Here is a 24,267-nt window from a genome sequence, read left to right as displayed (position 1 = left end):
GTCTAAGCTCCTGATAGTCCCGTCCGGAACAATGAGAGCGAACAATGAGCGCAATGACGCCTGAGGAAGCCAAGGTTATCGCCTGGCTCGCCGACCGCAAGGAGGCGATGGTCGCGCTGTTGCGCGAGATGGTCGATACCGACTCCGGCTCCTGCGACAAGGAGGGCGTCGACCGGGCCGGGCAGGTCATCGCCCGCTTCCATGCCCAGAACGGCCTCGAAGTCGAGGTCATTCCGGATGCCCGTTACGGCGACGCGGTCAAGGCGCGCCTGCCGAACCCGACCGCCAACGACCAGCGCCCGGTGCTGCTGCTTGGCCATCGCGATACCGTCTTCCCGAAGGGAGAGCCGACGCGCCGGCCCTTCACGATCAGGGACGGCCGCGCCTATGGGCCCGGCGTCGCCGACATGAAGGCGGGCGTCGTCATCGAGGCCTTCGTCGCAGCAGCCTTTGCCGAATGCGGTGGGTTTTCGGCCCCGCTGACGATGCTGACGACCAGTGATGAGGAAATCGGCTCGCCCTCGTCGCGCCCGGTCATCGAGGCTGCCGCGCGAGAGGCGCGCTGCGTCTTCAACGCCGAACCCAGCCGTCTGCCGGCGGGCACCGAGTTCGCCCGCGATCATCGCCAGTCCGTCACCAGCGGCCGCAAGGGTGGCGTCTTCATGCGTGCCGAGTTCATCGGCAAGCCGGCCCATTCCGGTGCGAACTACGAGAAGGGCGCCTCTGCCATCGTCGATCTCGGCCACAAGATCCCGAAGCTCCAGGGCCTGACCGATCTCGCCAAGGGCATCACCGTCAATGTCGGGCTGATCGGCGGCGGCCAGACCGTCAACACCGTCGCGCCCAACGCCTGGTGCGAGATCGACCTGCGCTATGTCACGGCAGCCCAGCGCGGCGAACTGGTCGAGGCCATCCGCGCGATCATCGAGACGCCGATCGTCGCCGACACCAGCGCGAAGCTTTCGATCAAGGGCGAGTTCCTGCCTCTCGAAGGCACCGCCGAGTCCCAGAAGCTGTTTGAGACCTATCGCGAAGCAGCTGCCGGCTTCGGCATCGCGACCATCGCGGAATTCACCGGCGGCTGCGCTGATTCTGGCTTCACCGCGGCGCAAGGCTGTCCGACGCTCTGCAGCGTCGGTCCGATCGGCGGCATGGCACATACGCCCGACGAGTTCCTCGAGGTCGAGAGCATCGTGCCCGCCGCGCAGACGCTTGCGCTTGCGGTGATGCGCGCGGCGAAGCTGATGGAGTGAGTCGGGCTCAGCGGCAGAGCAGATCGATCTTGCGGGCGAGCGAAGGCTCGTCCGCGGCCAACTGGTCCGTCAGGACATGGAACCAGTTGAACCCGACCCAGAGTTCGAGCCGGTCGTCGATCTCGCCTGCGGCGAATTCGCCACGTTCGGCCGCGCGAACGAACATCGTTCTGGGGGAGGCGAGCCGCTCGGGCATGAATTTGAAGCGCAGCGCGGCCAGTGCGGCTTCACTCGTCTGCGCTTCGGCGATCAGACCGCGGAAGACGCGGCCGGCCGTGTCCTCGCGCCAGAAGCGCCAGAGATCTGTCGTGTAGCGCAGCAGATCGCTGCGGAGCGAGCCTTCATCGGGGAGGGGGATCGCAGCGTCCTTGTCCGCGCCGTAGATCGCGATGAAAAGATCGGCCTTGTTGGGCCACCAGCGATAAATGGTCGGCTTGCCGGCCCCCGCTCGGCGGGCGACCTCCTCGATCGAAAATCCGGCATATCCCTTCTCGGCGAGGAGCCCCCTTGCCGCAGATTTTACGGCGGCCTCGGTTTCGGGGCTGCGCCGGGCGCCGATCGAGGCGCGGCGCTTCTGGTTGGGTTCCATCGCTTCGCGACCTCCAGCCGCGTGATCGCTTGCATCATCTCTTGACATAACGAAACGGTCCGTTTAGATCAAGCAAATCGAAACGGGACGTTTCGTTTATGAAAGCTCCAGCCATGAATGCATTCGCGCGCCTTGCCGTCCGCCTGCGCTTCCTGAGCGTAGCGATCGTCGGCGCCTATGCCGCCATCAACCTCCTGCTGATGGCGCTCGCACCCATCACGCAGGGTTGGCCGACGCTCGGCGTAACCGCGCTGGTCGTGCCCCCGATGGTGCTGGCCATGGTCTATGGCGTGATTCCGATCGCTTTCCGGTTCGGCTCGCCGCGCTGAGGAGGTCGCGAGACGCAGCCGGCCTCAGAACGCCTCTTCCCAGTCGCGGCTGAGCCGCATAGCCGAGTTGATCAGCCCGACATGGGAGTAGGTCTGCGGGAAATTGCCCCAGAGCTCGCCGGTTTTCAGATCCGCATCCTCGGAGAGCAGGCCGAAGCTGTTGCGGCGCTGCAGGATGCGGCCGAAGAGCTCCTTGGCCTCCTGGCTGCGCCCAATCGCGTTGAGCGCATCGACATACCAGAAGGCGCAGATCAGGAAGCCGGTGTGCATGAAGCCGAAATCGTCCTGCGTCGCATAGCGCAGCAGCAGGTCGCCGCGCGTCAGGTCGCGGCCGATCGCTTCGACGGTGGCGATGAAGCGCGGGTCGTCCGGCTTCAGGAAGCCGAGTTCCGCAAACAGCAGCAGCGTCGCGTCGAGATCCGCCCCGCCGAAGGTCGAGACAAGATGGCCCCTCTCCTCGTTCCAGATGCGTTCGAGGATAAAGGCCTTGAGCCGCTTCGACTCGCTTTTCCAGTATTCCTTGCGATCAGCGCGACCGAGCGTCCCGGCGATGCGTGCCAGCCGGTCGCAGGCTGCCCAGCACATCACGCTCGAGAACGAGTGCACGGCCTCCTTCTCGCGTAACTCCCAGGGGCCGGCATCGGGCTTGTCGAAATAGGTGATCGCCAGTTCGCCCATGCGTTCGAGTTGGCCGAAAAGCGCTTCCTTGCCGGGCTGGATCAGGCGCTGATCGAAGAAGGAGTGCGTCGCCGCCAGGACCACGGCGCCATAGCCGTCATTCTGGATCTGAGTCGCCGCCCCATTGCCGAAGCGCACTGGCTGGTGTCCGCGATAGCCCGAAAGACCCGGTGCCTCGAACTCGACGAGCGCGCCCTCGCGGGTGATCGGGTAGAGCGGCGGCAGGTGCTCGGCTCCGTTCTCGGAGAAGGTATCGACGATGTTGGTGATGAAGCCGAGATAGTCCTCCATCGTCCGTGTCGTGCCCAGCCGGTTCAGGGCGTGGACGACGAAATAGGCGTCGCGCAGCCAGCAGAAGCGGTAGTCCCAGTTGCGCTGCGTGCCGGGCGCTTCCGGGATCGAGGTCGTCAGCGCGGCGACGATCGCGCCCGTCTCCTCGAAGGCGCAGAGCTTGAGCGTGATCGCTGCGCGGATGACCTCGCGTTGATACTCGAAGGGCAGCGACAGCGAACGCACCCAGTCACGCCAGTAATCGGTCGTCTTGTCGAGGAACTCGCGCGAGGTCTGCTCGATCTCCGCGCGCAGCGCCTCGTCCGAGCCGATGAAGAAGGAGAACGGCCGGTCGACCGAGAAGGGCACGCCGTCGACGACATAGGAGATCGGCGCATCGGTCGTCAGCCGGATGGTCTGGTCGGCGCCGACGAAGCGGACATGGTTGGAGCCGCGCGTGATCTCGTCGGGTTCCTCGCCGAGGCCGAGGCAGGGCTTGACCACGGTGCGGATTCGCGGCCGGCCGGAAATCCGGCGCACGCGGCGCACCAGCTGCGGCGGCCGGAAGAAGCGCTCATAGCGGACGTAGCGCGGCGCGAAGTCGAGGATCTCGATCGCGTTGCCCTGGTCGTCGGACAGGACCGAGGAAAGGATAGCGGTGTTGTCAAGATAGCTCTGCTCGCAACGCGTCATGCCGACGAGCTCGATCGCGAAGACGCCCTTGCGGGGCATGGCGTCGCCATCCTCGGCCTGGTTGTCGATCAGGGCGCAGAACACCGGATCGCGGTCGAAGCGCGGGAAGCAGCCCCAGACGATGCGCGCTCGCCGGTCGATGAGCGCGGCGATCGAGCAATTGCCGATCACGCCGAGGTCGAGCGAGGCAGAATGCAGCCCCGCGGCCGTCGTCGAAACTGTCATCGTCATCCTTGCGAGAAACTGGAGGCGGTCAGGCAGCCGCGTTCGGCGGCGTCGAGAAGAAGGCGTCGCAGCACAGTCGGGGAATCCAGGCGAAGCTTCGCGCAGGTCTCGCCCGCCCCGATGCGGATCGAGAGCCCTCCCAGCTCGTTTACAGCCTCGAAGCCGTGCTCGTCGGTGATGTCGTCGCCGATGAACACCGGCAGGCGGCCGGCATAGGGCGAAAGCTGCATCAACTGGGCGATGGCCGTGCCCTTGCTGGCTTCGGCGGGAACCAGCTCGGCAACGGATTTGCCTTCCTGCAACCGGATCGTCGGGCCCATCCGGGCGGCGATCGCGCGCATCAGGTCGAGCGCCTCGTCATGGAGTTGCGGCGCGAGCCGCCAGTGCAGCGCTACCGAGATGCGTTTGTCCTCGACGATGATGCCGACGTTGCTGTTGGCGAAACGCACGAGATCGCGCAAGGCGCCGCGCATCTCCGCGGGAGCCTCTGACTGCGACCGGATCTCGCCGTCGAGCCTGATCTGGGCGCCATGCAGCGCGGCCGTGTCGAAGCGGTACGGATCTAGCACGGCATCGAGGAAGGAGACCGGCCGGCCGGAAACCAGGGCGAGCGCCCCGCCCAACGTCTGGCGCAGGGAATCGAGAGCCGCCGGCACCCGTCGGTCGAGCCGCACTTCGTCAGGGGAGGGCGCGATCTCCACCAGTGTCCCGTCGAAATCGAGAAACAGCGCGATGTCGTGCTCGGCCGCAGCCAAGTCGCGGGCATCGCTGGCGGTTGCGAGTTCACTCAATGTCATCATCCCAGCCTGTCTGGCCAATAAAGCCGGCGGAAACGCGGCACGCGAGCACGCCTCATAGCCTCATCCGCGAGGGCCGCCGCCAATCGTGCGGCACGTTCTCGAACTCGCCACATTCTGCCTTCAGCTTGCCCCCGTCGCCGCGATTTCAACGCAAGGCCGACATCGCGTCGCCGAAGATCGGCGCGCGTCCATGGAAACATTACGCTCTCAGCGGCGTTCTGTTCCTGCCCCGGTGTCGAATTTTGGGCATCCGCCACGTTCCGGCCCCGGGCTGCCAAGGGAGAACCGCCCCGCCATGCGTCTCGTCATCGTCTCTAACCGCGTCACGATCCCCGAGCGTCACGAAAAGGCCGCCGCCGGAGGATTGGCCGTCGCGCTGCGCGAGGCGCTCGAAAAGCAGGGTGGGCTCTGGTTCGGCTGGAGCGGTGGGGTCAGCGAGATCGCTGCTGCGCCCAGCGTCGTGCAGCGTGGCAAGGTCACCTACGCGGTCACTGACCTGACTGAGGCGGAGCGCCAATCCTATTATCTCGGCTTCTCCAATCGCGCCCTCTGGCCGCTGATGCACTACCGGCTCGGCCTCACCGAGTTTTCGCGGTCGGACTACGCCGGCTATCTCGCCGTCAACCGCCGCTTCGCCAAGGCGCTGATCGCGATGTTGCAGCCAGACGACATCATCTGGATCCATGACTACCACCTGATTCCGCTGGCAGCCGAGCTGCGCCGCCGCGGCATCGCCAACCGCATCGGCTACTTCCATCACATCCCCTGGCCGCCTGCGGAGGTTTTCGGCGCGCTGCCCTTCGCCGCGACGCTGGCCAGCACGATCGCGGCTTACGACCTCGTCGGCATGCAGACCTCGATTGACGTCAACAACCTGATCGGCGGCCTCGTTTCGATGTGCGGGGGCAGGAGCGACGGGCGCAAGGTGCGCGTCGGGCGCCGCGAAACGATCGTGCAACCCTTCCCGATCGGCATCGATGTCGAGGCCTTCCGCAAGCTGGCGGCGGCCTCCGTCCGTTCTGCCACGACACCGCTGCGGACGACCCGCCAGTCGCTGGGCGAACGCAAGCTCGTCATCGGCGTCGATCGGCTCGACTACTCGAAAGGCATCGTCCAGCGCCTCGAGGCGTTCGGGCAGTTCCTGCGCAGCCACCCCGACCAGCGCGGCCGCGTCGGCATGCTCCAGATTGCGCCGCCCTCTCGCTCCGACGTGCCGGAATATGCCGAACTCGACAGGCAGTCCGACGAGGTCGCCGGACGTCTGAACGCAGCGCTGGGCGAATTCGACTGGACGCCGATCCGTGTCGTGAAGAAGGCTTACTCGCGCAACGCGCTGGCCGGCTTCTACCGGCGCGCTCAGGTCGGGCTGGTGACGCCGATGCGCGACGGCATGAACCTCGTCGCAAAGGAATACATCGCAGCGCAGAATCCCGCGGATCCAGGCGTGCTGGTGCTGTCGCGTTTCGCCGGCGCGGCCCAGCAGATGGGCGAGGCGCTGATCGTCAATCCCTTCGACACGCATGAGGTCGCCGAAGCGATCCGGACTGCCCTCGCCATGCCGAAATCCGAGCGCATCCGCCGCTTCGAGCATCTCTATGCGACGATCGAAGCGACCGATATCAGCTGGTGGACGCAGCGCTATCTCGATGCCCTGGCAGGCACCGATACGGCACATCCGACGATCGTGCCGCCGATCAAGGCACAGACGGCGCGGAGCAAGGCCAAGGTGCCTCGCCCAGCCGCCAGGAAACCCCCGGCAGGCAAGCTCGCCGCCGAAGCGTCGCCGCCCGCCATGACGATGGTCGGGGGGGCGGCATCGTCCTGACCGGCGCATGACATTTTCTGCGCGGCCGGTTCTCCGAGAGAATTTTGACTCATGACGGGCCGAAACGACGGCTATCCCTTCCCTTCGGGGACTCGGGCCTTGCCGAGGGTGGCCTTCGCTCGCTAGAAGGCCGGAATTGCCGAGGGTGCTTGCGACTCGGCTGGGACAAGTGTCTGGTCTGCGATGGACGTTGGCCGCGAGGGCTGAGGCGGCAGGCGGAGGATTTGGGATCGATGCGAGGCGCTCACGGAGGATCGGGCGTTCTGCTGCGCCGCCTTCGTGAGGTGATGGCGGCGTCGATCGCACCGCAGGAGCGGCTGGATCGGCTCGTCGTCCTGATCGCGGGCAATCTCGTCGCTGAGGTCTGCTCGGTCTACGTCCTGCGCGAGGACGGCTCGCTCGAACTCTTCGCCACCGAAGGACTCAAGCGCGAAGCCGTGCATCTCACCACGATGCGTGCAGGCGAGGGGCTCGTCGGCCTGATCGCGCGCGAAGCAGAACCTCTGGCGCTTTCGGACGCGCAGCATCACCCGGCCTTCTCCTACCGTCCCGAGACGGGCGAAGAAATCTATCACTCCTTCCTCGGTGTGCCGATTCTGCGCGGCGGTGCCGTGATGGGCGTGCTCGTCATCCAGAACCGTGCCTCGCGCCTCTACAGCGACGACGAGATCGAGTCGCTGCAGACCACCGCCATGATCATGGCGGAGATGATCGCGGCCGGCGGCCTCAAATCGCTGGCCCAGCCGGGTGCGTCGATCGGCCTCGACCGTCCGATCCACAGCATTGGCGTCGCGCTGGCCGACGGAGTGGGCCTCGGCCATGCCGTGCTGCACGAGCCGCGCGTCGCCATCACAAACCTGATCGCCGAACACCCAGCTGCCGAGATCAAGCGGCTCGAGGCGGCGATCGGCCATATGCGCGCCTCGATCGACGAACTGATCGAGCGCGGCGATGTCGCCCATATCGGCGAGCATCGCGACGTCCTCGAAACCTTCCGCATGTTCGCCCATGATCAGGGCTGGCTGCGCCGCATGCGCGAGGTCGTGCTGACGGGCCTGACGGCAGAGGCTGCCGTCGAACGCGTCCAGTCCGACACGCGCGCCAAGATGCTGCGCCAGACCGACCCCTATCTGCGCGACCGCTTGCATGATCTCGACGATCTTGCCAACCGCCTGCTGCGCACGCTGGCCGGTAAGGCGAACGGCGTGCCGCATGAGGATCTGCCCGAGAACGCCATCCTGATCGCCCGCTCGATGGGGCCTGCGGCGCTGCTCGACTACGACCGTTCGCATCTGCGCGGCCTGGTGCTGGAGGAGGGCGGCCCGACCAGCCATATCGCGATCGTGGCGCGCGCGCTCGGCATCCCGGCCGTCGGCGAGATCGGCAATGCGACGGCGCTGATCCAGTCCGGCGATGCCGTCATCGTCGATGGGCAGGCCGGCGCCGTGCAGATCCGCCCGCAGCCCGATGTCGAAAACGCCTACAAGGACAAGGCGCGGCTACGCGCCCGCAAGCAGGAGCAGTATCGCAAGCTCAAGGACCTGCCCGCGGTCACCAAGGACGGCGTGCCGATCGTGCTCCAGATCAATGCCGGCCTCATCGTCGACATGCCGAACTTGGAGGCGACGGCGGCATCGGGCATCGGCCTGTTCCGCACCGAACTGCAGTTCATGGTGGCCGAGCACATGCCGACGACGGCCGAGCAACAGGCGCTCTATGCGGCCGTGCTCGACCAGGCCGACGGACGGCCGGTGACATTCCGTACGCTCGACATCGGCGGCGACAAGGTGCTGCCCTATATGGAGCGGGTCGAGGAGGAGAACCCGGCGCTCGGCTGGCGCGCGATCCGCATTGGTCTCGACAAGCCGCGGCTGCTGCGGGCGCAGGTGCGAGCCTTGCTGCGGGCCGCTTCCGGTCGCGACCTGAAGATCATGCTGCCGATGATCGCGACCGTGGACGAGTTCCAGCGCGCCCGCACCATTGTCCGGCGCGAGCTGGCGATGCTGGAGAAGCAGGGCCATGTTCCGCCGCTTGGCCTCCAGCTCGGCGTCATGGTCGAGGTGCCGTCGCTTCTGTTCGAGCTGCCGGAGATCGTGCGCGAGGCAGATTTCCTCTCGATCGGCACCAATGACTTGATGCAGTTCCTCTTTGCTGCCGACCGCGAGAACAAGCGCGTTGCCGACCGCTTCGACCCGCTCGGCGTCGCTGCGCTGCGGGCGCTGCGCAGCATCGTCGAGGCGGCCGCGGAAGCGAACTGCCCTGTTACGGTCTGCGGCGAGATGGGCGGCAAGCCGCTCGAGACGATGGCGCTAATCGGCTTGGGCTATCGCGGCTTCTCGATGTCGGCCGCCTCGATCGGTCCCGTCAAGGCGATGCTGCGCGCGCTCGACGCCGGCAAGCTCGCCGAGCGGCTGGACTGGATGCTGGCGGATGCCGAGGGGGCGACCAGCCTGCGTCCGCAGCTTGCGGCCTTCGCGGCCGAGTTCAAGGTTCCGGTCTAGCGACGCGCCTGACGCCGGCCGAGCCCGTCTTTTTCGATTTCGCTTTTCCCAGGTTCTTTCGAGTTTCGTATGTCCCTTCAGCTCCCGCAGGATCGCCTCGACGCCATCGTGGCACGCCATGCCGCCGCGACGGCCGAGATCAATACGGCCACCGAGGCGGCACGCACCGTCGAACTCGCCAAAGAGCTCTCGGAGCTCGACCCCGTCGTCGCTGCCATCGCGACCTGGCGGCAGGCCCAGGCGAGCCTCGCCGAGGCCGAGACGCTGATCGAGGACCCGGCCACCGATCCCGAGTTCCGGGAGCTCGCCTTCGAGGAGCGCGACGCCGCCCGTCTCGAAATCGATGCGCGAGCCCGCGAGATCCTGATCGCGCTCCTGCCCAAGGATGCCGCCGACGAGCGCGGCGTCATCCTCGAGATCCGGGCCGGCACGGGCGGTGACGAGGCCTCGCTCTTCGCCGGCGACCTTCTGCGGATGTACCAGCGCTATGCCGCCCAGAAGGGTTGGAGCGTCGACATCCTGTCCGAGAGCGAAGGCACGGTCGGCGGCTTCAAGGAAGTCATTGCGGAGATCTCGGGGAAGGGGGTCTACGCGCGACTCAAATACGAATCGGGCGTGCACCGCGTCCAGCGCGTGCCGGACACCGAGACCAGCGGCCGCATCCATACATCGGCGGCGACGGTCGCCATGCTGCCGCTCGCCGGCGACGTCGACATCGTCCTCAACGACAGCGACATCCGCATCGACACGATGCGCGCCGGGGGAGCTGGCGGCCAGCACGTCAACAAGACCGAATCGGCGGTGCGCTTGACGCATATGCCGAGCGGCATCGTCGTCGTGGTCCAGGACGAGCGCTCGCAGCACAAGAACAAGGCCCGAGCCTTTGATCTGCTGCGTGCGAAGCTCTACGATGTCGAGCGCGGCAGGCTGGAGGCCGAGCGATCGGCAGACCGGCGCTCCCAGGTCGGTTCCGGTGACCGGTCGGAACGCATCCGCACCTATAATTTTCCGCAGGGCCGCGTGACCGACCATCGCATCAACCTGACGCTCTACAAGCTGGACGAGATGATGCAGGGGCTGGTCCTGGACGATATCATCGACGCCCTGACTGCGGAGCATCAGGCTAGGTTGCTCGCGACGGAGGGAATCGCTTGAGCGATGCCCGGAGAGAGCGGATGAAACCTCTTCGCCCATCCCGCGTTATGGATACGTCGATAACGCAAACGGGGGGAAACTCCGATGACAAAGTTGCTTTCAAGCATCGCTATGGCGGGACTGGTGACGGTGGCCCTCAGCGGCACCTCGCAGGCTCAGGAGCGGACGTTTCGCAAGATGACTGCGGGCGAGCCGGCCAAGTTGCAGGGCGCGATGACGCAGTCTCAGGCACGTCGGGCTTGCCAGCAGGAGATGGCCGGCGCGCGGGAGAGCAAGTCGGCACTGCGCAGCAAGATGACGATCTGCATGAACGGAAAGATGCAGGGCAACTGACGCCTGAGTCCGCCGGAGCGCGCGACGCGCGAACGCTCGCCGATGCGCGGCGAGCCCTGGCAGTCCGATTGCTCGAGGGCGGCAGCGAAAGCGCCGCCCTCGATGCGCGACTGTTGATGGAAGGCGTCGTCGGGGAGCGCGATCCCGATCTGTTTGCGAAGCTCGACTACGAGGCCGAAGCCCGCCTTGAGGCCTTTGCGGCTCGGCGGCTCGCAGGCGAGCCGGTCTGGCGCATCCTCGGCGAGCGGGAGTTCTGGGGTCTGCCGTTCAGGCTTGCGGCGGCGACGCTGGAGCCCCGCCCCGATACCGAGACGCTTGTCGACGCGGCGATCGCTCATCTGGCCGGACGCCGGCAGGAGCCCTTGTCGGTGCTCGATCTCGGAACCGGAACCGGCTGCCTGCTGATCGCCGTCCTCAGCGAATTTCCGAATGCGACCGGCCTCGGAGTCGATCTCTCCCCTGAGGCCTGCGAAACGGCGCGTGGCAACGCGGCCATGAATGGTATGGCCGACCGGGCGTTGTTCCGCCAGGGCTCGTGGACGGATGGCCTGGAGCGGCATTTCGATCTGATCCTGTCCAATCCGCCCTATATCCGGACAGGCGACATCGAGGGGCTCGATGTTTCCGTCCGCGATCACGATCCCAGGCTTGCGCTCGACGGCGGCGATGACGGTCTGGGCCCCTATCGCGAATTCGCGAAGACGCTGCCAGCTGTGCTGGCGCACGGTGGCGTCGTCGTGCTCGAGATCGGAGCAGGGCAGGAAGAGGACGTGATCGCGCTCATGCGCGCTGGTGGCTTCGACTGGCGTGGTTCGCGCCGCGATCTCGGCGGGCACCCGCGCGCCCTGATCTTCACGATGAACTGATAATCGGGGCTGTTCATGCGATTTTGCTTGGAGAAGTGCTGAAAAGCCGCTATGCAGCATTCCAGCCGAAGCTGGTGTCGTCAGCACGGAGCCGCAGGCAATGCCTTCGGGAGCCGGCCGTTTCATCCGGACATGTCCGTGAACCGACGGAACTGACAAGCCAGGTTGGATACCGAAGGCGTCGAGGCGCCAGTCGGCTCATGGGACTGAAGGTCCCTTTTTGGAAAGAGCGCGTGAAGACCAGGAACGGCGTAACGCCACTTCAGGTCACTCTTACCCGGTGCAGCGCCGCAACCCGCTGTGCGCCGGAACGCGCATGATGACCCCACGGTTGCCTTGAGCACAGAAGCGCGAGATTCACGCGAATGAGACCAGGTCAGAACCGGCGCATGCGCGGCCGCAACAACAATAACAACAATAACAACAGTGGTAACCGGAAGGCGCCGAACCCGCTGCAGCGGAGCTACGAGTCGAACGGGCCGGACGTCAAAGTCCGTGGCACCGCTCAGCACGTCGCGGAGAAGTACCTGCAACTGGCGCGCGATGCCCAGTCGTCGGGCGATCCGGTCGCGGCCGAGAACTACTTCCAGCACGCCGAGCATTATTATCGGATCCTGCTCGCCGCCCAGGAGCAGATGGCGCAGCAGTTCGGCCACAGCTTCCCGCCGAATCGCGCCTTCAACGAGGATGCCGACGAGGGCGAGGAAGAGGGTGGCGACGACGAGGCTCAGCCCTTCCCGCAGGGCAGCCCGCAGCCTGAGATCCGCAACGCTCCTGGTGGCCTCAACGGCAATGGCTATAATGGCCAGCGTCAGGAAGGCGAGGGTGGCGAAGGCCAGCGTTTCGACCGTCAGCCGCGCAACAACGATCGTCAGAACAACGACCGCAACAACCGCCGCTTCGACCGCAATGATCGCCAGGATCGTGGCGAGCGTCGTTTCGACCGGCCCGAAGGCGGGCAGAACCCGCAGGGCGGTTACACTCCGCGCCCCGATGCGCCGCGTTCCGACATCCCGGTTCCGGGCGAGCAGCCGGAATTGGCGCCGCAGCCGGTGCAGGCCGAACGTCGCTTCGAGCGTCCCGAACGCGGCCCGCGCCCCGAGCGTCGTCCGCGCCGCGAGCGCGAGGCTGATCTCGATACCGACAATGGCGGCGATGTCGCCGCGGCGCTGCCGTCCTTCCTGACGACCCCGGTGCGCGTGCCCGCCGCCGAGCCGGCACCGGCGGCTGTCGAGGCCGTCGCACAGGAGGTTCCGGAGGCCGCTCCGGCCGAGAGCGCGCCGAAGCGCCCGCGCCGTCGTCGTTCGCCGCGCGAGGTCATGGACGCACTGGGCTCCGAGACGGACGGCACGACCGAGTGATCCCCGTCATCGTGCCGGCAAGATGAGAAGAGGGGCCCGCGAGGGCCCCTTTTTTGTTGCCTATTCGATGCCGAGCGTGGCCGGGGCCGTGCCGATTTCGATGCGCTCGCCCTCGGCGAGGCGGCCGCCGTCCAGGACCCTGCAGTAGATGCCGCAATCGACATGGCCGAAGGCGGTCATCAGCGCCTTCGGGAGCTGCAGGTCGCGCGCGCCTGTCTCCGGATCGACATTGGTCGCCGCGCAGCGTTCGATCCGCTTGATGACCTCAAGCCTCGCGCCGGATGCCGTCGTCAGCTCGCGCCCCGCGAGGTCCAGTTCGGCCCAGGGCTCCAGCCCTTCCACCATGATGTTGCCTCGGAAGCGCAGGGGATCGACCGGAGCGCCGATGCGGGTTTCCAGGTCGGCGACGCTGGCGAGGTTGATGATCGAGACAAAGCCGGAGCGCGAATCGGTGAAACGGTAGCCCGAGGGCGCCTGCAGCAGCCGGGGCTTGCCGCGCAACGCCTCCGGCATGAAGGCTTCGAAGAAGGCGGTGATGCTCTCCTGCCCGCCTGGCGTTGCCGTGCTGGCGCGCAGCACCTCCTTGCCGCCCTGACCGATGACGAGATCGCCGCTGGCATCGTCGAAGCGCGTGCGCAGTGTCGCCAGCTCCTCGTTGCGCATCAGCATCAGGTACTTGATCTTGGGCTGGTGCACCGGCTCGGCCGGGTCGAAGCCGGACGAGCCATTTTCGATCGCGAACAGCCGGTCGCCCGGGAAATAGGCGCCCTTCTCGAGTTTGGCCGAGTTCAGGCGCTCCGGCGAGAGGCCCTTGACGGGATAGCGGTAGAGCGAGGCGATGCGCATGCGGAGGGCCTAAGGATCGAGACGGGCCGGCAGGATAGCGCGAGGATCGCCGCGGAAGCGATGAAATCCTTGGATGGTTGCCATCAACGGCGGGAGATGCGGGTCCGGATCGCTTCTTCCTCGATTTCCGGCAGTTCGGCGACCGAGCGCTGGCAGCCCCAGCCCGTGAGTACCGCGTCGGTATCCTCCACCACGAAGAAGCGCGCCGCCTCGCGATCGTAGCCGTCGGCCAACAGATGCTCGTAATCGGTGTGAACGTGCCGGACATGGCTGCCGAGCGCGAGCCAGAGCGCGGTCGCCGGCGGCAGGTCCTTCATGTGGCGGCGCTCGGCCAGGGCGACCACGGCTTGGGCATCGGCAAGCGGAATCCCGGGAGCCAGCGCCCTGAGCGCCTTGCGGATCGACTGCTGTCGCTGCGTCCCTGCCATGCCCCATGGTGCGCCTGCGACTTGACGTAGGTCAATTCCGTTCCCGCCCCCTTCCGTTGCCCGGATGCCACACCTATCTCTGGGAGCGAGGGGCGGCCCGAACGGGAGCTCCATCCTGACGAAAGGCAACCGGATCACGCTGCTACGGGGCGTTCCGGTGGGCGGAGTGATGCAATGAACATCGAAAAGTACACCGATAGGGCCAAGGGATTCCTTCAGGCGGCGCAGACGATCGCGTTGCGCGAGGGGCACCAGCAGTTTACGCCGGAGCATCTGCTCAAGGCGCTGCTCGACGACAATGAAGGCATGGCAGCCGGTCTGATCGACCGCTCGGGCGGCAATTCCAAGCTCGCGCTCCAGTTCACCGACGCGGCCCTGGCCAAGCTGCCCAAGGTCAGCGGCGGCTCGGGCGGCCTCAACCTGACGCCGGGCCTCGCCCGTGTCTTCGATACCGCCGAGAAGGCCGCCGAGAAGGCCGGCGACAGCTTCGTCACGGTCGAACGGCTGCTGCTCGCGCTCGCGATCGAGAAGGACAGCGAGGCCGGCAAGGCGCTCGCACGCGCCGGCGTCACGCCGCAGAACCTGAACGCTGCCGTCGAGGCGATCCGCAAGGGCCGCACGGCCGATTCCGCCTCGGCCGAGCAGGCCTATGACGCGCTGAAGAAATACGCTCGCGACCTCACCGCCGCGGCGCGCGAGGGCAAGCTCGACCCGGTGATCGGCCGCGACGAGGAGATCCGCCGCACGATCCAGGTGCTCTCGCGCCGGACCAAGAACAACCCTGTCCTGATCGGCGAGCCCGGCGTCGGCAAGACCGCCATCGCTGAGGGCCTTGCGCTGCGCATCGTCAATGGCGACGTGCCCGAAAGCCTCAAGGACAAGGAACTGCTCGCGCTCGACATGGGCTCGTTGATCGCCGGCGCGAAATACCGCGGCGAGTTCGAGGAGCGGCTGAAGGCGGTCCTGAACGAGGTCTCGTCCTCGGATGGCGGCGTCATCCTCTTCATCGACGAGATGCACACGCTCGTCGGCGCCGGCAAGACCGACGGTGCGATGGACGCGTCCAACCTGCTGAAGCCCGCGCTCGCCCGCGGCGAGCTGCACTGCGTCGGCGCGACCACGCTCGACGAATACCGGAAGTATGTCGAGAAGGACGCTGCGCTTGCTCGCCGCTTCCAGCCCGTCTTCGTCGACGAGCCGACCGTCGAGGATACCATCTCGATTCTGCGTGGCTTGAAGGAGAAGTACGAGCAGCATCACCGCGTCCGCATCACGGATTCGGCGCTGGTCTCGGCCGCGACGCTGTCGAACCGCTACATCACCGACCGGTTCCTGCCCGACAAGGCTATCGACCTCGTCGACGAGGCTTCGGCGCGGTTGCGCATGCAGGTCGATTCCAAGCCGGAGGAGCTGGATTCGATCGACCGCGAGATCGTGCGGCTGAAGATCGAGCAGGAGGCGCTCAAGAAGGAGAGCGACAGCGGCTCGAAGGAGCGGCTGAAGCGGCTTGAATCCGAGCTGGCCGATCTCGAAAGCCGCTCCGCGACGATCACGGCAAAGTGGAAGGCCGAGAAGGACAAGCTCGGCGCCGCAGCCGAGCTGAAGACGAAGCTGGACAATGCTCGCAACGAACTCGCGCAGGCGCAGCGCAAGGGCGAGTACCAGCGCGCCGGCGAGCTGGCCTATGGCGAGATCCCGCAGCTCGAGAAGACGCTGGCGGAGATCGAGGCGCGCGGCGACGATTCCGGCATGGTCGAGGAGGCGGTCACGCCCGATCATGTGGCGGCGGTCGTCTCGCGCTGGACCGGCGTGCCGGTCGACAGGATGCTGGAAGGCGAGAAGGAGAAGCTGCTGCGCATGGAGGAGGTCCTGGCCTCCCGCGTCGTCGGCCAGCGCGAGGCGGTCGAGGCCGTCTCGACGGCGGTTCGCCGGGCCCGCGCCGGCCTCCAGGATCCCAACCGGCCGATCGGCTCCTTCATGTTCCTGGGCCCAACCGGCGTCGGCAAGACCGAGCTGACCAAGGCCTTGGCTTCGTTCCTGTTCGATGACGAGACCGCGATGGTTCGCATCGACATGTCCGAATACATGGAGAAGCACTCGGTCGCCCGGCTCATCGGCGCGCCTCCCGGCTATGTCGGCTACGAGGAGGGCGGGGCCCTGACGGAGGCGGTGCGCCGCCGGCCCTATCAGGTCGTACTGTTCGACGAGGTCGAGAAGGCGCATCCCGACGTCTTCAACGTCCTGCTGCAGGTGCTCGACGACGGCCGCCTGACCGATGGCCAGGGCCGCACGGTCGATTTCCGCAACGTGCTGATCATCATGACCTCGAACCTCGGGTCCGAGTACCTGGTGAACCAGGCCGAGGGGCACGACAGCGAGGAGGTCCGCGACGAAGTCATGGGCGTGGTCAGGCAGGCCTTCCGGCCGGAGTTCCTGAACCGCATCGACGACATCATCCTGTTCCACCGCCTGCGGCGGCAGGACATGGGTGCGATCGTCGACATCCAGATGGCCCGCCTCGCCAAGCTCCTGACCGATCGCAAGATCACCCTGGAGCTCTCGAAGGAGGCGCGCGAATGGCTGGCCGACAAGGGCTATGATCCGGCCTATGGCGCGCGCCCGCTCAAGCGCGTCATCCAGAAGTCGGTTCAGGATCCGCTGGCCGAGCTGCTGCTGGCCGGCAAGATCCATGACGGCGAGACCGTTCCGGTCACGGTGGGTCCATCGAGCCTGATGCTCGGCGACATCGCGGCGGTGAAGGAAAAACGTCCCGCCGGTGTGCCGCTGAACTGATCGTGTTAGCTCGCCCGTGGCCCGATCGTCGGGCCGCGGGCGTTCCACGCTTTCCGCTCCGGCAGCGCATCGCGTTTTGGAACGCGATGCGCTACTGCCTAGGCCGGGCCCGGGGTGGTGGAGACGGAATTGCTGCGTGAGTTTGCGAAGCGGACGGAAATGCAGATCCGCACCCGTCTGCCGGATGTGATAAGGCGGACCTACAGGCTCGCACGCTCCCTCGGCCCGGTGGACGCGATCCAGGCAATCCCGGCCGATCTGCTCGATGATTGCCGGTTCTGCGGCTCACGCGAGGCGATGCTGTCGCTTCTGCCTCAAGCCGGTGTCGTTGCCGAGCTCGGCACCTATCGAGGCGATTTTGCGCGGAGCATCATGCGTCTCAACCAGCCGAGCGCGCTGCACCTGATCGATATCGACTATTCGCATTTCATCAGCGAGGGACTGGACGACCCCGCCATCACGCGCCATGTCGGCTACACTCATGAGACAATCGCGGCGTTTCCGGACGGGCATTTCGACTGGGTCTATATCGACGCCGACCACTCCTATGCCGGCTGCCTGAGGGATGCGCAGGCGGCGGCTGCGAAGGTCAAGCCCGGCGGCTATCTCGCCTTCAACGACTTCGCCCATATCGATCCCTGGCTCGGGCGTTATGGCGTCCAGAGGGCGGCGGCCGAGTTCGCCGTCACCCATCGCTGGCCGATGGCGTTCTTCTGCTACCAGCCCGCCGGTCTCTACGACGTCGCGTTCCGCCGGCCTGCTGCCTGATCCGCGTCGCCATTGGGGCCGCGCTTCAGCAGGAACACCGCCTGCGCGCCGAACAGGTTCCAGAACCACCAGGGCGCGCTGACCCCGACGCGGCCTCCCGCCGCGTCGAGCGCGACCGCCCGCTCTTTCACCGCGCCGATCGTGTCGCAGAGCGTCACGAAATCGCGGATCGTGCAGAAATGGATGTTGGGCGTATCCCACCAGCTGTAGGGCAGGGCCTCCGTCACCGGCATGCGGCCGCGGAAGAAGACCTGGCCGCGCATCCGCCAGTGCCCGAAATTCGGGAAAGAGACGATGGCACGCCGGCCGATCCGCAGCATCTGCTCCAGCACGAGGCGCGGATTGCGCGTCGCCTGGATGGTCTGGGAGAGGATGACATAGTCGAAGGAATCGTCCGGATACTCGAACAGGTCAGTATCGGCGTCGCCCTGGATGACCGAAAGCCCGCGCGCCACGCAGTCGGCCACGCCCTCGCGCGACAGCTCGATCCCCCGCGCATCGACATTACGCGTCTCCGCCAACAGCGCGAGCAACTGCCCGTCGCCGCAGCCGACATCGAGTACCCGCGATCCCGGCGTCACCATCTCGGCGACGAGCTTGAGGTCGATGCGGTTGGTTTGCAGATCGGGCAAGGCCATGGCGTCAGATCCCCCGTGCCCGTGCCGCCGCGCCGATGAAACCGCGCGTCGTGGCGAACAGGTTCGGTTCCTCGAGCAGGAAGGCGTCATGGCCCTTGTCGCTCTCCAGCTCGACGAAGGAGACCGATGCGCCTGCCGCGTTGAGCGCATGCACGATCGCGCGTGAATCCGCTGTCGGGAACAGCCAGTCGGATGTGAAGGACGCCACGCAGAAGCGCGTCTTCGTGCCGGCGAAGGCCTTGGCCAACACGCCGTCATGGTCGGCCGCGAGGTCGAAATAATCCATCGCGCGCGTGACATAGAGATAGGAATTGGCGTCGAAGCGCTCGACGAAGGACAGGCCCTGGTAGCGGAGATAGCTCTCGACCTGGAAATCCGCGTCGAAGGAGAAAGTCGGCGCTTCGCGATCCTGCAGCTTACGACCGAACTTGCGATGCAGCGCGGGCTCCGAGAGGTAGGTGATGTGCGCGCCCATCCGCGCGACTGATAGACCTTTGGAAGGCCGCGTGCCCTCTTCGAGATAGCGCCCGCCCCGCCACTCCGGGTCGGCCATCACCGCCTGGCGGCCAACCTCATGGAAGGCGATGTTCTGCGCCGAGTGCTTGGCCGCAGTCGCCAGCGGCAGCGCCGAGAAGACGCGGGCCGGATAGCTCGCCGCCCATTGCAGGACCTGCATGCCGCCCATCGAGCCGCCGGCGACACAGAACAGCGTGTCAATGCCGAGCGAGTCGATGAGATGTCGCTGCGCCCGCACCATGTCGCGGATTGTCACCATCGGGAAGGAAAGGCCCCAGGGCTTGCCCGTCTCGGGGTTCGTCGAGGCCGGTCCGGTCGTGCCGGTGCAGCCGCCCACCACATTGGCGCAGATCACGAAGAAGCGGTCGGTGTCGATCGGCTTGCCGGAGCCGATCATCGACGTCCACCAGCCGCCCTTGCCGGTGATCGGGTTGCGGCTCGCGACATGCTGGTCGCCGGTCAGCGCGTGGCAGACGAGGATCGCGTTCGACTTCGACGCGTTTAATGCACCGTAGGTCTGGTAGGCGATCTGCCAGTGGTCGAGCGCGACGCCGCAATCCATCATCAGCGGCGTGTCGGGGCCGAAGCGCGCGACCTCGCTTGTGGGCTCGTTGGCCTCCTTCAGCGGATCGGCCAGGCTCGAGGAGAAATCGCTCATCTTGTCCGCTTTGACGGGATAGTTTGTCTTGCCGGTCAGTCTGTTCGAAAGATCGAACCCTAGCGATGGCGCGATGCGCGCGTTCTGTCAACGCAGTGATGCATATGGCGGCTTTGCCAAGGCGCTTGTGGAACGCTAAGAGCCTAGCCGGCCTCAGCCCTCATCTTGGGGCCTTCAGCTCAGAAGCGCGTGCTGCCATCATGACCGAAGCCGCTCCGACCACTCTTGCCGATCTCCGTGCCGAGATCGACCGCATCGATGCGGAGATGCACGCGCTGCTGATGGAGCGCTCCTCGATCATCGAGACGCTGATCTCGGTCAAGAAGACCCAGGCCTCGGGTTCCGCCTTCCGGCCCGGCCGCGAAGCGGACATGATGAAGCGGCTGGCGCTGCGCCATAAGGGCCTGCTGCCGCTCGATACGATCGAGGGCATCTGGCGCATCATCATCGCGACCTTCACCTATGTGCAGGCGAATTATGCCGTGCATGCCGACGTGTCCGGCGGGGATGCGGCGATGCGCGATTCCGCCCGCTTCCATTTCGGCTTCACGGTTCCTTTCGTCACCCATGAGGATGCGCGCGCCGTGATCCGTGCCGTCGCGGATTCTGCCGGCGATCTCGGCATCTTCCGCATGGACCAGGGGGCCAGCGCGGGCATCTGGTGGCGAGACCTGATCGGCGCGGACGCGCCCAAGATCATCGCGCGGCTACCCTTCATCGAGCGGCCTGACCATCCGGCCGGCACTCCAGTCTATTGCATCGCCAAGCCGCTGGCCGATGCGGCGGTGCGCGAGATCGTGCTCTACGCCGCCCGCGTCGAGCGCTGGTCGGAAGGCTTGCGCCACGGGCTCGCCCAGCATCTCGCCGAGGTCTCGGCCTCGGCCGCCGACGGCTCGCATCTGTCCCTGCTCGTCGCAGCCTCCGGCGAGGTCGATCAGGCCGCGATCCGCAAGGCATTGGAGCCCGCCGGCCTCAGCGACTTCTCCGAGATCGGCAGCCACGCCGCCCGCTTCGCCTTCAAGTCCGCTCGCTAGCCGCAATGACATCAACGACCTGAATCCACGACGCGGTCATCCCGGGCGACCGCAGAGAGACCCGGGATCCATGCCCGAGCGCTGCAGCCGAGCGCTCCGGAATGGATCCCGGATCTTTGCTTCGCTCCGTCCGGGATGACCGCGCGGCTGTTAGAACCGAGAGAGCAACACCATGTCCGCAGCCTCGCGTCCCGTTCCCCGCCCCGGCGTCCTCGACATCCAGGCCTATGTCCCCGGCAAGTCGGCAGCTCCTGCCGGCGTGAAGCTGCACAAGCTTTCCTCGAACGAGACACCCCTCGGCCCGAGCCCCAAGGCAGTTGAGGCCTTCGCCGGCTTGGCCGGAAAGCTTGAACTCTACCCCGACGGCTCGTCGACCAAGCTCAAGCAGGCGATCGCCGGCCGCTATGGCCTCGACTCCGCCCGCATCATCTGCGGCAACGGCTCGGATGAATTGCTGGAGCTCGTTACCAAGGCCTATCTCGGCGAGGGCGACGAGGGCGTCTATAGCCAATACGGCTTTCTGGTCTACCGCATCGCCATCCTCGCGGCCGGCGGCAAGCCGGTGGTGGTGCCGGAGAAGGACTACACCGCCGATGTCGATGGCCTCCTTGCGGCGGTGACGCCGAAGACGAAGATCGTCTTCCTCGCCAATCCCAACAACCCGACCGGCACCTATCTGCCCTTCGACGAGGTCAAGCGCCTGCAGGCCGGCCTGCCTCCGCATGTCCTGCTCGTGCTCGACGCGGCCTACGCCGAATATGTCCGCCGCAACGACTATGCCTCGGGCCTCGAACTCGTCGCCGAGAGCGAGAACGTCGTGATGACGCGCACCTTCTCGAAGATCTATGGCCTCGCCAATCTGCGCATCGGCTGGATGTACGGCCCCGCCCACGTCATCGATGCGCTGGAGCGGATCCGCGGTCCCTTCAACGTCAACGGCGCCGCGATCGAGGCCGGCGCCGCCGCCATCGCCGACGAGGCGCATGTCGCAGCCGCCATCGAGCATAATGACAAATGGCTGGCCTGGACCACGGCGGAGCTCGAGAAGCTCGGCCTGACCGTCACGCCGTCGGTCGGCAACTTCGTCCTGATTCATTTCCCGGAAACGCCCGGCAAGACCGCCAAGGAGGCCGACGCCTTCCTGACGCAGCGCGGGCTGATTCTGCGCGGCGTCGGTTCCTATGGGCTGCCCGCCGCGCTTCGCATGACCATCGGCAGCGAGGAGGCCAACCGCCTCGTCGTCGCCGCGCTCGCCGAGTTCATGGCGGCGTGATGGCGCAGGCCTCGCAGAATTTCGCTCAGCAGAGCTTCGCGCCGCGCCGCTCCGAGCCGCTCTTCGGTCGACTCGCGATCATCGGCATCGGGCTGATCGGCTCGTCGATCGCCCATGCCGCCAAGGACCTGAACCTTGCCGCCCGCGTCGTGCTCTATGACCGCGACGCGGGCGTGCGGATCCGGGCGCGTGAACTCGATCTCGGCCACGAGATCGCCGAGGCCGCGGCCGATGCGGTGCGTGAGGCCGACCATGTCGTGCTCTGCGTGCCGGTTGGCGCCTGCGGCGCGGTCGCGGCCGAGATCGCGGCCTCGCTGAAGCCGGGCGCGATCCTGTCCGATGTCGGTTCGGTGAAGGGCGCAGTGGTCGATGCCGTGTCGCCGCATCTGCCCGAGGGCGTGCATTTCGTGCCGGCCCATCCGGTCGCCGGCACCGAGAATTCCGGACCCGATGCCGGCTTCCCTAGTCTCTTCCTCAACCGCTGGTGCATCCTGACGCCGCCCGAGGGCACGGACGAGGCGGCGATTGCCCGCACGCGCCAGCTCTGGGAGGGCATGGGCGCGATCGTCGAGGTCATGACCGCGAGCCATCACGATCTCGTCCTGGCGGTCACCAGCCACCTGCCGCATCTGATCGCCTACAATATCGTCGGCACGGCCGAGGATCTCGCGACGGTGACGCAGTCGGAAGTGATCAAATTCTCGGCCGGCGGTTTCCGCGACTTCACGCGCATCGCGGCGAGCGATCCGACGATGTGGCGTGACGTCTTCCTGCACAACAAGGATGCGGTGCTGGAGATGCTCGGCCGCTTCAGCGAGGATCTCGCTGTCCTGACCCGGGCGATCCGCTTCGGCGACGGCGAAACCCTGCACAAGCACTTCACCCGAACTCGCGCCATCCGCCGCGGCATCGTGGCGCTCGGCCAGGAGAAGCCGGAGACGGAAAAGCTGCGTAAGGACTAGGGTGGGGAAAAGCGGGCCGATGGCAGGCTTCGTCTTGCCAAGAATCGGCCTTGCTGATACAGCCCCACCCGTCGCCGCTTTAGCTCAGCTGGTAGAGCACCTCATTCGTAATGAGGGGGTCGGGGGTTCGAATCCCTCAAGCGGCACCACAATCCCGCACCTCGGCATTCGCCAACTCTCGTGAACCGGCCCGGAGGCCGGTTTTTCGTATCCGTTGTTCGTGGGCGTTCGCGCGCGACCATTGATGGTCGTCAGGATTGTTGTTCTGCATGCTGGCTGCTGAACAAGGCCAACATGTTCGAGGCCAACAGATGGGCCTAGCTGACACCGCAACTTGAAATGCGAAGCTTTCCGGAAAGGCAGTTAAGCTGTCGGACGGTGTGGAGTTGCCGTTTTGGCTCACACCCAACGGCTCGCAGTTGTAGCAGCTTGCCGATCGGCTCGACGGCAAGCAACTCAAGCGCTTGAACGGCCGCCGCGCCCCTGCGGGATCTCCTGTACTAGGCAGCGCGGGTCATGCAGCCTCACCGCATGCGCGATGATTGTCAGGGGAGGGCGGCGGTGACAGTCTGCGATTTGCGAGATCGTCCCGATGCATTTGCGGCGTCCGCGGTCATTCCAGCATTTCAGTGACAGCACCGTTTCGCGTTCCTCATGGGCCGCGATCCGGCGAGCGGGCGTAGACGCACTTCGTCGCCACAAATGCTGATCGAAAACTGTTGACAGTTTGCGATCGACGATTAAGGTCCGTCGTCATGAACGCTGCAGCTGACGCCCTGACCATCCTGAAGACCCGCTCGCTGTCTGGCGTGCTGGAACGCGAGATCGAGCAGGCGATCCTCAACGGCGAGATCGCGCCGGGACGGCGTGTCAATGAGAACCTGCTCGCAACGCGCTTCGGTACCAGCCGGGGGCCGGTCCGCGAGGCGCTGCGCGCGCTCGAAGGTCTCGGCCTAGTCGAGCTGATCCCCAATCGCGGCGTCTTCATCCGTCAGCCCGCGATCGAGGAGGCGATCGAGATCTACGACGTGCGCTCGGTGCTGTTCGGGCTCGCCGGCAAGACCCTGGCCGGGCGCGCCACCGAGGCGCAGATCGCGCAGCTGTGCGACTATCTTGAGCAGATGGAGGCGGCGGCGCGCGACCGTGACTTCGACCGTTACTATCCGCTGAACCTCGCCTTCCACGAATTCATCATCGATGCCTGCGGCAATGCAACGCTCGCCGCGCAGTATCGCGGGCTGGTCAAGAAACTTCATCTCTTCCGCGCCCGCAGCCTGGTCCAGGGCGGCGGCCTCGAAGTCTCCAATTCGGAGCACCGCGCCATGGTCGAGGCCATCGCCGCGCGCGATCCGGAGCGGGCGCAGCACGCCCATGCCGAACATGTCGCTCGCGCCAAGGCGCGCCTGCTCGCCGCCCATCAAAGGGCGGCCGGCGAAGCGCAGCGTACCAACTGAACCCGTCGCAACAACAAGA

20 protein-coding genes and 1 tRNA gene are annotated in these 24,267 nt (G+C 66.3%); 14 read left to right on the top strand and 7 right to left on the bottom strand.

Annotation, left to right across the window (positions count from 1 at the left end; genetic code table 11):
• Window positions 1-53: 53 nt before the first annotated feature.
• Window positions 54-1,253, top strand: a complete 1,200-nt coding sequence (locus tag VGN82_RS20735; protein ID WP_327529194.1) for a M20 family metallopeptidase — start codon at window positions 54-56, stop codon at window positions 1,251-1,253.
• Window positions 1,254-1,260: 7 nt separating this feature from the next.
• Here VGN82_RS20735 and VGN82_RS20730 read toward each other — a convergent pair whose 3' ends face one another.
• Window positions 1,261-1,842, bottom strand: coding sequence for a TetR/AcrR family transcriptional regulator (locus tag VGN82_RS20730; protein WP_327528936.1), 582 nt, complete (start codon window positions 1,840-1,842; stop codon window positions 1,261-1,263).
• Between the two features lie 113 nt (window positions 1,843-1,955).
• Here VGN82_RS20730 and VGN82_RS20725 point away from each other — a divergent pair, with 113 nt between their 5' ends.
• Window positions 1,956-2,171, top strand: a complete 216-nt coding sequence (locus tag VGN82_RS20725; RefSeq protein WP_327528935.1) for a putative antibiotic biosynthesis monooxygenase — start codon at window positions 1,956-1,958, stop codon at window positions 2,169-2,171.
• Between the two features lie 24 nt (window positions 2,172-2,195).
• On the opposite strand, the gene VGN82_RS20720 is transcribed toward VGN82_RS20725, so the two are convergent.
• Window positions 2,196-4,037, bottom strand: a complete 1,842-nt coding sequence (locus VGN82_RS20720) for a glycoside hydrolase family 15 protein (RefSeq protein WP_327528934.1) — start codon at window positions 4,035-4,037, stop codon at window positions 2,196-2,198.
• Window positions 4,038-4,039: 2 nt separating this feature from the next.
• Window positions 4,040-4,828 carry a trehalose-phosphatase gene (gene otsB, locus VGN82_RS20715; protein WP_327528933.1) on the bottom strand — a complete coding sequence of 263 codons (789 nt, stop codon included), beginning with the start codon at window positions 4,826-4,828 and terminating at the stop codon, window positions 4,040-4,042.
• Between the two features lie 304 nt (window positions 4,829-5,132).
• On the opposite strand from otsB, the gene VGN82_RS20710 reads away from it, so the two are divergent.
• From VGN82_RS20710 to VGN82_RS20690, 5 genes are all read left to right on the top strand, one after another.
• The gene (locus VGN82_RS20710; protein WP_327528932.1) at window positions 5,133-6,662 is read left to right on the top strand and encodes an alpha,alpha-trehalose-phosphate synthase (UDP-forming); all 1,530 of its coding nucleotides are present in this window, start codon (window positions 5,133-5,135) and stop codon (window positions 6,660-6,662) included.
• A gap of 233 nt (window positions 6,663-6,895) precedes the next feature.
• Complete coding sequence (ptsP, locus tag VGN82_RS20705) at window positions 6,896-9,163, top strand: phosphoenolpyruvate--protein phosphotransferase (protein WP_327528931.1); 2,268 nt, start codon at window positions 6,896-6,898, stop codon at window positions 9,161-9,163.
• A gap of 69 nt (window positions 9,164-9,232) precedes the next feature.
• Window positions 9,233-10,318 (top strand): peptide chain release factor 1, encoded by a 1,086-nt coding sequence (gene prfA / locus VGN82_RS20700; protein WP_327528930.1) that lies wholly within the window; start codon window positions 9,233-9,235, stop codon window positions 10,316-10,318.
• Window positions 10,315-11,517, top strand: a complete 1,203-nt coding sequence (prmC, locus tag VGN82_RS20695) for a peptide chain release factor N(5)-glutamine methyltransferase (RefSeq protein WP_327528929.1) — start codon at window positions 10,315-10,317, stop codon at window positions 11,515-11,517. The genes prfA and prmC overlap by 4 nt, the downstream gene beginning before the upstream one ends.
• 389 nt (window positions 11,518-11,906) lie before the next feature.
• On the top strand, window positions 11,907-12,878 hold the full coding sequence (locus tag VGN82_RS20690; protein ID WP_327528928.1) for a DUF4167 domain-containing protein: 972 nt from the start codon (window positions 11,907-11,909) through the stop codon (window positions 12,876-12,878).
• A 60-nt stretch (window positions 12,879-12,938) separates the two neighbouring features.
• Here VGN82_RS20690 and VGN82_RS20685 read toward each other — a convergent pair whose 3' ends face one another.
• Both VGN82_RS20685 and VGN82_RS20680 read right to left on the bottom strand, forming a co-directional pair.
• Window positions 12,939-13,724 (bottom strand): MOSC domain-containing protein, encoded by a 786-nt coding sequence (locus VGN82_RS20685; protein ID WP_327528927.1) that lies wholly within the window; start codon window positions 13,722-13,724, stop codon window positions 12,939-12,941.
• 83 nt (window positions 13,725-13,807) lie between these two features.
• On the bottom strand, window positions 13,808-14,152 hold the full coding sequence (locus VGN82_RS20680; protein WP_327528926.1) for a DUF2293 domain-containing protein: 345 nt from the start codon (window positions 14,150-14,152) through the stop codon (window positions 13,808-13,810).
• A 174-nt stretch (window positions 14,153-14,326) separates the two neighbouring features.
• Here VGN82_RS20680 and clpB point away from each other — a divergent pair, with 174 nt between their 5' ends.
• Entirely contained in the window at window positions 14,327-16,945 is a 2,619-nt protein-coding gene (clpB, locus tag VGN82_RS20675) for an ATP-dependent chaperone ClpB (protein ID WP_327528925.1), read from the top strand.
• A 159-nt stretch (window positions 16,946-17,104) separates the two neighbouring features.
• Window positions 17,105-17,713 carry a class I SAM-dependent methyltransferase gene (locus tag VGN82_RS20670; RefSeq protein WP_327528924.1) on the top strand — a complete coding sequence of 203 codons (609 nt, stop codon included), beginning with the start codon at window positions 17,105-17,107 and terminating at the stop codon, window positions 17,711-17,713.
• On the opposite strand, the gene metW is transcribed toward VGN82_RS20670, so the two are convergent.
• Together metW and metX are read right to left on the bottom strand one after the other, a co-directional pair.
• Window positions 17,680-18,351: a methionine biosynthesis protein MetW gene (metW, locus tag VGN82_RS20665; RefSeq protein WP_327528923.1), complete on the bottom strand. Its 672-nt coding sequence runs from the start codon at window positions 18,349-18,351 to the stop codon at window positions 17,680-17,682. The genes VGN82_RS20670 and metW overlap by 34 nt on opposite strands.
• A gap of 4 nt (window positions 18,352-18,355) precedes the next feature.
• Window positions 18,356-19,525, bottom strand: a complete 1,170-nt coding sequence (metX, locus tag VGN82_RS20660; RefSeq protein WP_327528922.1) for a homoserine O-acetyltransferase MetX — start codon at window positions 19,523-19,525, stop codon at window positions 18,356-18,358.
• Between the two features lie 200 nt (window positions 19,526-19,725).
• On the opposite strand from metX, the gene VGN82_RS20655 reads away from it, so the two are divergent.
• The 5 genes from VGN82_RS20655 to VGN82_RS20635 all read left to right on the top strand — a co-directional run bounded on the left by VGN82_RS20655 (window position 19,726) and on the right by VGN82_RS20635 (window position 24,248).
• The gene (locus VGN82_RS20655; protein ID WP_327528921.1) at window positions 19,726-20,559 is read left to right on the top strand and encodes a chorismate mutase; all 834 of its coding nucleotides are present in this window, start codon (window positions 19,726-19,728) and stop codon (window positions 20,557-20,559) included.
• Between the two features lie 172 nt (window positions 20,560-20,731).
• Entirely contained in the window at window positions 20,732-21,832 is a 1,101-nt protein-coding gene (gene hisC / locus VGN82_RS20650) for a histidinol-phosphate transaminase (RefSeq protein ID WP_327528920.1), read from the top strand.
• A complete protein-coding gene (locus VGN82_RS20645) occupies window positions 21,832-22,794 on the top strand; it encodes a prephenate/arogenate dehydrogenase family protein (protein WP_327528919.1) in 963 nt (320 codons plus the stop codon). The genes hisC and VGN82_RS20645 overlap by 1 nt, the downstream gene beginning before the upstream one ends.
• 73 nt (window positions 22,795-22,867) lie before the next feature.
• Window positions 22,868-22,943, top strand: a tRNA-Thr gene (locus tag VGN82_RS20640).
• Between the two features lie 606 nt (window positions 22,944-23,549).
• Window positions 23,550-24,248, top strand: a complete 699-nt coding sequence (locus VGN82_RS20635) for an FCD domain-containing protein (RefSeq protein ID WP_327528918.1) — start codon at window positions 23,550-23,552, stop codon at window positions 24,246-24,248.
• The last annotated feature ends 19 nt before the right edge of the window (window positions 24,249-24,267 follow it).

This window comes from Allobosea sp. (assembly GCF_035999205.1).
Lineage (GTDB): Bacteria > Pseudomonadota > Alphaproteobacteria > Rhizobiales > Beijerinckiaceae > Allobosea.
This window is presented reverse-complemented; position numbering and strand designations above follow the sequence as displayed.

Excerpts from the sequence above, each read along its gene's own strand:
- VGN82_RS20735 (WP_327529194.1), top strand. The coding sequence starts at position 54 with ATGACGCCTGAGGAAGCCAAGGTTATCGCCTGGCTCGCCGACCGCAAG.
- VGN82_RS20730 (WP_327528936.1), bottom strand. The coding sequence starts at position 1,842 with ATGGAACCCAACCAGAAGCGCCGCGCCTCGATCGGCGCCCGGCGCAGC.
- VGN82_RS20725 (WP_327528935.1), top strand. The coding sequence starts at position 1,956 with ATGAATGCATTCGCGCGCCTTGCCGTCCGCCTGCGCTTCCTGAGCGTA.
- VGN82_RS20720 (WP_327528934.1), bottom strand. The coding sequence starts at position 4,037 with ATGACAGTTTCGACGACGGCCGCGGGGCTGCATTCTGCCTCGCTCGAC.
- VGN82_RS20710 (WP_327528932.1), top strand. The coding sequence starts at position 5,133 with ATGCGTCTCGTCATCGTCTCTAACCGCGTCACGATCCCCGAGCGTCAC.
- ptsP (WP_327528931.1), top strand. The coding sequence starts at position 6,896 with ATGCGAGGCGCTCACGGAGGATCGGGCGTTCTGCTGCGCCGCCTTCGT.
- prfA (WP_327528930.1), top strand. The coding sequence starts at position 9,233 with ATGTCCCTTCAGCTCCCGCAGGATCGCCTCGACGCCATCGTGGCACGC.
- VGN82_RS20690 (WP_327528928.1), top strand. The coding sequence starts at position 11,907 with ATGCGCGGCCGCAACAACAATAACAACAATAACAACAGTGGTAACCGG.
- VGN82_RS20685 (WP_327528927.1), bottom strand. The coding sequence starts at position 13,724 with ATGCGCATCGCCTCGCTCTACCGCTATCCCGTCAAGGGCCTCTCGCCG.
- VGN82_RS20680 (WP_327528926.1), bottom strand. The coding sequence starts at position 14,152 with ATGGCAGGGACGCAGCGACAGCAGTCGATCCGCAAGGCGCTCAGGGCG.
- clpB (WP_327528925.1), top strand. The coding sequence starts at position 14,327 with ATGAACATCGAAAAGTACACCGATAGGGCCAAGGGATTCCTTCAGGCG.
- VGN82_RS20670 (WP_327528924.1), top strand. The coding sequence starts at position 17,105 with ATGCAGATCCGCACCCGTCTGCCGGATGTGATAAGGCGGACCTACAGG.
- metW (WP_327528923.1), bottom strand. The coding sequence starts at position 18,351 with ATGGCCTTGCCCGATCTGCAAACCAACCGCATCGACCTCAAGCTCGTC.
- metX (WP_327528922.1), bottom strand. The coding sequence starts at position 19,525 with ATGAGCGATTTCTCCTCGAGCCTGGCCGATCCGCTGAAGGAGGCCAAC.
- VGN82_RS20655 (WP_327528921.1), top strand. The coding sequence starts at position 19,726 with ATGACCGAAGCCGCTCCGACCACTCTTGCCGATCTCCGTGCCGAGATC.
- hisC (WP_327528920.1), top strand. The coding sequence starts at position 20,732 with ATGTCCGCAGCCTCGCGTCCCGTTCCCCGCCCCGGCGTCCTCGACATC.
- VGN82_RS20645 (WP_327528919.1), top strand. The coding sequence starts at position 21,832 with ATGGCGCAGGCCTCGCAGAATTTCGCTCAGCAGAGCTTCGCGCCGCGC.
- VGN82_RS20635 (WP_327528918.1), top strand. The coding sequence starts at position 23,550 with ATGAACGCTGCAGCTGACGCCCTGACCATCCTGAAGACCCGCTCGCTG.